This is a genomic window from Pseudomonas sp. PNPG3 (genome assembly GCF_023093815.1).
GTDB classification, from domain to species: domain Bacteria; phylum Pseudomonadota; class Gammaproteobacteria; order Pseudomonadales; family Pseudomonadaceae; genus Aquipseudomonas; species Aquipseudomonas asiatica.
In genome coordinates this window covers 1-7,332 of sequence record NZ_JALLKV010000100.1, presented here as the reverse complement: position 1 = coordinate 7,332, position 7,332 = coordinate 1, and the positions used below count along the sequence as shown (strand labels likewise).

The following is a 7,332-nucleotide window of genomic DNA, read 5'->3' as shown; positions in this document are numbered from 1 at the left end:
GGGCGAATCATATCGCCCTTAAGAGGTGTCCGGGATCATTAGGCCAGTTCAAGCCGGCTCCCACAGGGATAGCGCATCGCTCAAGGGCGATGCGGTTTAGGTGGGAGCTGGCTTGCCGGCGATAGAGCCAGTACAGCAAAAAAGCATTCAGATGGTGTCGCGCAGCAGCTTCTGCCGCCAGCTTTCCTGCTCTTGTGCCGGCGCTTCAACCAGGTATGAATAGTGCCCGGCCACCCGCACCGCCACCGGCACCCCGTCGCGGTACAACAGGCGGTTGCCGCTCACCGCCGGCACTTTCGCCCCCGGCAGCAACGACCCGACCAGGTTCAGTGGGTCACTGGCACTCACCACCACCAATGCCCCGTCCAATTCACGCCGCCGCACCTGCCGCAGCAGCCCCACCGCCTCCGGCAAGGCGAACTGTTCGCCGGCCAGCCCGGCAATGAAGCGCCCGCCACGAATCTCGCCACGCGCTTCCAGCCGGTGATAGCAGCGCAGCAGTTCGCGCCAGGGCGGCAGCACATCGCTTTCGCGCTCCAGCAGGCGCCAGCACACCACGCCATAGCGCCGAAGCAGGGCCCGGGCGATGTGCTCCAGGCGCTGGCTGTCGTCTACAGTGCCCCTGCGCAGCAAGGCCCAGCGCCCGGCATGGGACATGCTGCTGGACAGCGGCGGATGGCCGCGTCGGCTGTTGCGCGATGTGCGTTTCGCCGCCGGGGTGATCAGGCTGCGCAGGCCGGTGAAGCTGTCGGCCCCCACCAGGCCTGCGCCTACCAGCTCTTGCAAGGCCGTCTCCAGTTCGCTGGGTAGTAGGTGGGCGTCGTGTGCCAGCTCGTCGAAGAACAGCGCGCCATGCGCGTTCAGCACCTCGTGGACGCGTTGCGCTCGTGCGCCGAGGCTATCCAGGGCGGGTACGGGGGCAAGGCTGCGCCACAACCCAAGATGCTCGCGTGGCAGCAGCACCAGCGGTGTGCTCGACAAGGTGTTGCTCGACACGGTCGCCGCCAGCCGGCTCCAGGCGAACTGCCCGCTACGGCAGGCATCGTCGAGCCAGTTCGGGCTGTAGTCCTTGATACGTGCTGGCAGCAGTTCGGCCTCCCATGCTCCGGCGGCACTCGGGAATCCTTGTAACTGGCCTAGTACCTCGGCCACGGCTTGCGGGCCGCGCAGGCACGTGTCGTTGGCCAGGTGCTGCCAGTCGAACAGAAAGCGCATGAAGTCCTGCAGGCTGACCGGCTCGATCTCCCGGCGCAGGCGTTTGACCGTGTAGCGGTGGATGCGCGCAAGCAGATGGCGTTCGCACCATTGCAGTTCGCTTGCGCCGGGGCTGAAATGCCCACGCAGCACATAGCCTTCGGTCTCCAGGTGGGCCAGGGCCTGTTCGATGGCTTGCGGCGGTTTGCCAAGTGCTACCGCAATCTGCGCGCGGGTCAGCGGGCCATGGCCGCTCAGGCGGGCTCGCAACAGTTCGACCAGCGCAATGTCCGGCTCGATGGCCTGATCGAAGCCTGGCAGTACCTGCAACGCAGGTTCCAGCCGGGAGCCGGGATACAGCACCTGCAGCAGACTCAACCGTTCGCGTGCCAGCCACAGTTTTTCATCCACCAGGCGCAAGGCCCGGCCAGCCCTGGCCAATTGTCTGAGCAGCAGCTCCCAGCCGGCATTGCCCTGCACTTCGTCCTGGCTGATGACACCCAGGCCCATCAACGCTTCATGCATTTCGTCGGCGTTGCCCGGCTGCGGCCAGGCCTCGGCCGCCACGGCGGCAATCGCATCGGCGTCCAGCGCGCCCAGGTCGTCGCCGTTCTGCACCTCGTTCCAGCGCCGGTTGAGCACTGCCTGCGTGCGACGCTCTTCCAGTGGCGCGTCATCCAGGAAGGCATATGGCCGAGCATTGAGGATGGCCGCCGCCAACGGCGAAGGGGCGGGTAGATCGCGGCACAGCAGGCGTACCGTGCCGCTTTCCATGCGCCGCAAAAGTGCTAGCCAGCCTTCGCTGTCCATCGCCTCGTGCAGGCAGTCGTCGAGGGTTTGCTCGACCAGCGGATGATCGGGAATCTGCCGCTCGCCGACGATGTTCTCCAGGCAGGCGATCTGGTCGGGGAACACGGCAGCAATCAGGTCTTCACTCTTCATCCGCTGGATCTGTGGCGCCACCTTGCGACCGCCGACAAAGCGCGGCAAGGCCATGGTCACGCTGGCGTTCCAGCGCCAGCGCACGCCGAACAGCGGCGCTTCGAGCAGTGCCTGGACAAGGATCGACTCGGCGTTGCGGCTATTCAGGTAACGCCACACGTCGTCCAGTTCGAAGCTGTGGCTGGAGGACAGCGACAGCACGATGGCGTCCTCGCTGGCCGCCGCCTGCAACTCGAAGTTGAAGGTGCGGCAGAAGCGCTTGCGCAGGGCCAGGCCCCAGGCGCGGTTGATGCGGCTGCCGTAGGGCGAATGGATGATCAACTGGGTACCGCCGGACTCATCGAAGAAGCGCTCCATCACCAGCGTGTCCTGCGAGGGCAGGGCACCAAGCACTTCGCGGGTGCGGGCCAGGTAGTCGAGCAACTGGCCAGCGGCGGCTTCGCCCAGTTCGAAGGTGGCCTGCAACCATGCCAGCACCTCGGCTTGGTTGTTGTCAGCCAGCTGTTGGTCGATCTGTGCCTGCAGCCGGGCCACCGCGGCAGACAGCTCATCGCTGCGCCCCGGCGCCTCGCCCAGCCAGAATGGAATGGTCGGTGGCAGGCCATGGGCATCCTCCACCCGCACCCGGCCCGGTTCGACGCGCAGGATGCGATAGGAAGCATTGCCCAGCTGGAAGATATCGCCGGCGATGCTTTCCACCGCAAAGTCTTCGTTGACGCTGCCGATGTTCAGCGCCTGCGGTTCGAGCAGCACGGCGTAGTCGGCGTTGTCGGGGATGGTGCCGCCGCTGGTCAGGGCGGTCAGCTGGCTGCCGCGGCGGCCACGCAGGGTGCCGCTCACCGCATCGCGGTGCAGGTAGGCACTGCGCACGCCCTGGCGGCCGTTATAGCCCTCGGCGAGCATGCGCAGCAGGGCCTGGTAATGTTGCTGGTCGAGTTCGGCATAGGGCGTGGCCTGGCGCAGGCAGTCGAACAGGGCTTGTTCGTGCCAGGGCTGGTTGCTGGCTTCGGCGACGATCTGCTGGGCCAGCACGTCCAGCGGCGCCCGGGGAATGTGCAGCTCGTCCAGCTCGCCCCGGCGTATGCAGTCGAGCAGGGCCACGCATTCGATCAGGTCATCACGCGAGGTCGGGAACAAGCGGCCCTTGGGCACGCCATCGACCTGGTGGCCGGCGCGGCCGACCCGCTGCAGAAAGGCCGCTATCGAACCTGGTGAAGCGATCTGGCAGACCAGATCGATGTCGCCGATATCGATGCCCAGCTCCAGCGATGCGGTGGCCACCAGCACCTGCAACTGGCCATTCTTAAGGCGTTGTTCGGCATCCAGGCGTAGTTCCTTGGCCAGGCTGCCGTGGTGCGCGGCAACCGCCTCCTTGCCCAGGCGGTCGCTGAGGTGGCGGGTGATGCGTTCGGCCAGCCGTCGGGTGTTGACGAACACCAGGGTGGTGCGGTGTTCGCGCGCCAGGGTGGCCAGGCGGTCATAGACCAGGCCCCAGACATCGGTGGCCATCACTGCACCCAGCGGCACTGGCGGCACCTCGATGGCCAGGTCGCGCTGCCGAGCGTGGCCGACATCGACGATTGCGCAGGGGCGGCTGTTGCCGACCAGAAATTGCGCCACCCGCTCTACCGGGCGTTGCGTGGCCGACAGGCCGATGCGCCGCAACGGCCGGTTGCACAGGGCCTGCAGGCGCTCCAGGGTCAGTGCCAGGTGGGCGCCGCGCTTGTTGCCGGCCAGGGCATGGATTTCGTCGATGATCACGGTGTGCACGCTGGCCAGGCCTTTACGGCCAGAAGCCGAGCCCATCAGCACGTAGAGCGATTCGGGGGTGGTCACCAGGATGTGCGGCGCCAGCTTGCGCATGGCGGCACGCTCCTTCTGCGGGGTGTCGCCGCTGCGCACGGCCGTGGTGATGCGCGGGGCGTTCAGGCCCTGGTCCGCGATGGCCTGGCTGATGCCTTCGAGCGGGGCTTGCAGGTTCAGGCGGATATCGTTGGACAGCGCCTTGAGTGGCGAAACGTAGACCACCTGGGTTTGCGCTGGTAGCTCGCCTTGGTGCTCCAGGCCTTGGCGGAACAGTTCGTCGAGCACGGCCAGGAACGCACTGAGGGTCTTGCCCGAGCCGGTCGGTGCGGCTAGCAGCATCGACTTGCCCGCATGGGTCAACGGCCAGGCCTGGGCCTGGGCATCGGTCACCGTGGCGAAGTGGCGACGGAACCAGGTGCGCACGGCGGGGTGGAACAGCTCGAGCACCGGGTGGTGTTTGGCGGGCAGGTTCATGTGTTGGTTATGGAGGGTGTAGGGCGGGTTGGCAAGGGGCCGTTCGTCTGCCGGATCGGCTATGACCTTCGCGGGTAAACCCGCTCCCACAGGTACTGCGCCGCTCTCTGACCTTGTGGTGCACCTGTGGGAGCGGGTTTACCCGCGAAGAGGCCGGCACAGGAAACACTGGCCTTGTCAGGCCAGGAACCCCATGGGATCCTCCCCGGCCATTGTTTCAGGTGAGCCCCCCATGCCCAACACCATCCGCATCGCCGCGGCCCTGCTGATCGATCCCCAAGGCCGAACCCTGCTGGTACGCAAACGCGGCACCCAGGCTTTCATGCAGCCCGGCGGCAAGATCGATGCTGGCGAAACACCCGTGCAGGCGCTGGTGCGAGAGCTGCATGAGGAACTGGGCCTGCACATTGACCCGGCCCAGGCCGTGCACCTGGGCCAGTTCAGCGCCCCGGCCGCCAACGAGCCGGGCTTCGAGGTACAGGCCGAACTGTTCCGTGTCGACAGCGCCGCAGCCGTGCTGCCGGCCGCGGAGATCGAGGAGGTGGTGTGGCTGGCCGCAGACCAGGTACCCGCCATGCAGCTGGCACCCCTGACCCGCGACCTGATCCTGCCGCTATACCGCCAGGCCGTCAGCGCACCGCGCTGACGCCATCGAGGGTGGCGAACGAGGTGTCCTTGGCCGTGAGCAAGAAGTCGCGCATGTATGGCGCATCGAGCATGTCGGTGCGCACGGCGGCATAAAGCGTGGCGAACAGGCCTTTTTCACCCAGGCGCTTGCCCTTCACATATCCGCGCGAGCTGTACTCGTGCAGCGCCCAGTGCGGCATGCCGCACACGCCACGGCCGCTGGCCACAAGTTGCATCATCATCACCGTCAGCTCCGATGTGCGCACGGCAGCGGGCTCGATGTCGGCCGGCTCCAGGAAGCGGGTGAAGATGTCCAGGCGGTCGCGCTCCACCGGGTAGGTGATCAGGGTCTGGTCAAGCAGGTCCTGCGGCACGATGTAGGGCTTGCTGGCCAACGGATGCTGGTTGGCCACCGCCAGCATCGCCTCGTAGGTGAACAGCGGCACGTAGGTGATGCCCGCCAGGTCCAGCGGGTCGGAGGTCACCACCAGGTCGAGGTCGCCGCGGGCCAGGGCCGGCAGTGGGGCGAAGGCAAAGCCGGAGGCCAGGTCCAGCTCCACCTCCGGCCAGGCGTCACGGAACTGGTCGATGGTCGGCATCAGCCACTGGAAGCAGCTGTGGCATTCGATGGCCATGTGCAGGCGCCCGGCGGTGCCGCCGGCCAGGCGCGCGATGTCACGTTCGGCGCCGCGCAGCAGCGGCAGGGTGGCATCGGCCAGTTGCAGCAGGCGCAACCCGGCGCTGGTGAAGCGGATCGGCTTGGTCTTGCGCACGAACAGCGGCAGGCCCAGGCGCTCTTCCAGCTCCTTGAACTGGTGCGACAGCGCCGACTGGGTCAGGTGCAGGCGCTCGGCGGCCTCCACCAGGCTGTCGGCCTCGCGCAGGGCATGAAGGGTTTTCAGGTGACGGATCTCCAGCACAGCTGACTCCGGTGTATGAACTTGAGGAAACAGGGAATGAGTTGAGTTTCCCTCATGTTGCCGCGCCTGTCGACTGGGCGTGCCGCCGCACCGCCTGGCGGGAGTCATCAAACTGTCACTGAACTGTGGCAGCGCGCCCGAACAGAATTCATCAGACTCGCGCTCTACTGGGGATCTGCATTCTGGTGTTTCTTTCATGCGGGCTTTTTGGCTTTTTCTTTTCTTTGTATTCGGCGTACCTGCAAGTTTCGCTGAACAGCGTTGTGACGCCCACGTGCCGGTGCAGCGGGCCGAGCTGGGCGCGGTCAGCCTTGTCTACCAGAGCGTCGGTGCGCCACGCGACCCGGCTTTGCTGCTGGTGATGGGCCTTGGCGGGCAGCTGATCCACTGGCCGGACGACGTGGTCGAAGCGTTGTGCCGCCAGGGCTTTCGGGTGATCCGCTATGACAACCGCGATGTCGGCCTGTCACGCTGGAACCAGTTGCCACCGACGGCCAACCTGACGGTCGAACTGCTGCGCTACAAGCTGGGCCTGTCGGTGGCTGCGCCCTATACGCTGACCGACATGGCGGACGATGGCCTGCGCTTGATGGATGCGTTGGGCGTGCGCCAGTTTCATGTGCTGGGGGTGAGCATGGGCGGCATGATTGCCCAGCACCTGGCTGCCATGGCGCCCGAGCGCGTGCGCAGCCTGACGCTGGTCATGTCCAGTTCAGGGGCGGCGGGGTTGCCGGCGCCGAATCCGGCGCTGGTGCAGTTGCTGGCCCGGCGCAGCGCGCCGAACCGCGAAGTGGCCATCGAGCAGCAGGCTGATCTGCTGGCGGCGCTGGGTAGCCCCGAGGTGCGTGACGACCGTGCGGCCTTGCTGCAGCAAGCGGCCGTGGCCTACGACCGGGCGTTCAACCCTGAAGGGGCCAAGCGCCAGATCATGGCGATACTGGCCGAGCCGAGCAGGGTCGAGTTGCTTAACCAGTTGCGGGTGCCGACCCTGGTAGTGCATGGCACGGCCGACCCGTTGCTACCGGTGATGCATGGCGTGCACCTGGCGGCGCATATCCAGGGCAGCCAGCTGCGCTTGATACCGGGTTTGGCGCACCGCTTCCAGGAGCCGTTCAAGGCGCCGTTGCTGGGGGCGGTGTTGCCCTACCTGCAGGCACATCGGCAGGATGTCACGCATATCGCAGGGCTGTGAATCGAGGTCTGGCGCGGTCCATTGTGGGAGCGGCCTTGCGTCGCGAAAGGGGCGCGTAGCGGCCCCAGGATTCAAGCCCCCCTACAAAAATGCCGGGGCCGCTTTGCGGCCCTTTCGCGACGCAAGGCCGCTCTCACAGGGTTGCGTGCGCCTTCAGGCTAGTGCATCCGCACCCAC

General features: G+C 66.5%; 4 protein-coding genes. 2 read left to right on the top strand and 2 right to left on the bottom strand.

Annotation, left to right across the window (positions count from 1 at the left end; translation table 11 throughout):
* Positions 1-147 precede the first annotated feature (147 nt).
* On the bottom strand, positions 148-4,416 hold the full coding sequence (locus tag MJ643_RS29860) for a DEAD/DEAH box helicase (RefSeq protein ID WP_208209425.1): 4,269 nt from the start codon (positions 4,414-4,416) through the stop codon (positions 148-150).
* Between the two features lie 232 nt (positions 4,417-4,648).
* On the opposite strand from MJ643_RS29860, the gene MJ643_RS29855 reads away from it, so the two are divergent.
* Entirely contained in the window at positions 4,649-5,062 is a 414-nt protein-coding gene (locus MJ643_RS29855; protein WP_013973975.1) for an NUDIX domain-containing protein, read from the top strand.
* On the opposite strand, the gene metR is transcribed toward MJ643_RS29855, so the two are convergent.
* Complete coding sequence (metR, locus tag MJ643_RS29850) at positions 5,046-5,963, bottom strand: transcriptional regulator MetR (RefSeq protein ID WP_003258025.1); 918 nt, start codon at positions 5,961-5,963, stop codon at positions 5,046-5,048. The two genes, MJ643_RS29855 and metR, sit on opposite strands and share 17 nt — an antisense overlap.
* A gap of 196 nt (positions 5,964-6,159) precedes the next feature.
* Between metR and MJ643_RS29845 the strand changes: the two genes are divergently transcribed.
* On the top strand, positions 6,160-7,155 hold the full coding sequence (locus MJ643_RS29845; RefSeq protein WP_044047148.1) for an alpha/beta hydrolase: 996 nt from the start codon (positions 6,160-6,162) through the stop codon (positions 7,153-7,155).
* The last annotated feature ends 177 nt before the right edge of the window (positions 7,156-7,332 follow it).

Bases quoted from the DNA above. Each gene is read 5' to 3' on its own strand.
- MJ643_RS29845 (WP_044047148.1), top strand. From the start codon at position 6,160: ATGCGGGCTTTTTGGCTTTTTCTTTTCTTTGTATTCGGCGTACCTGCA.
- MJ643_RS29860 (WP_208209425.1), bottom strand. From the start codon at position 4,416: ATGAACCTGCCCGCCAAACACCACCCGGTGCTCGAGCTGTTCCACCCC.
- MJ643_RS29855 (WP_013973975.1), top strand. From the start codon at position 4,649: ATGCCCAACACCATCCGCATCGCCGCGGCCCTGCTGATCGATCCCCAA.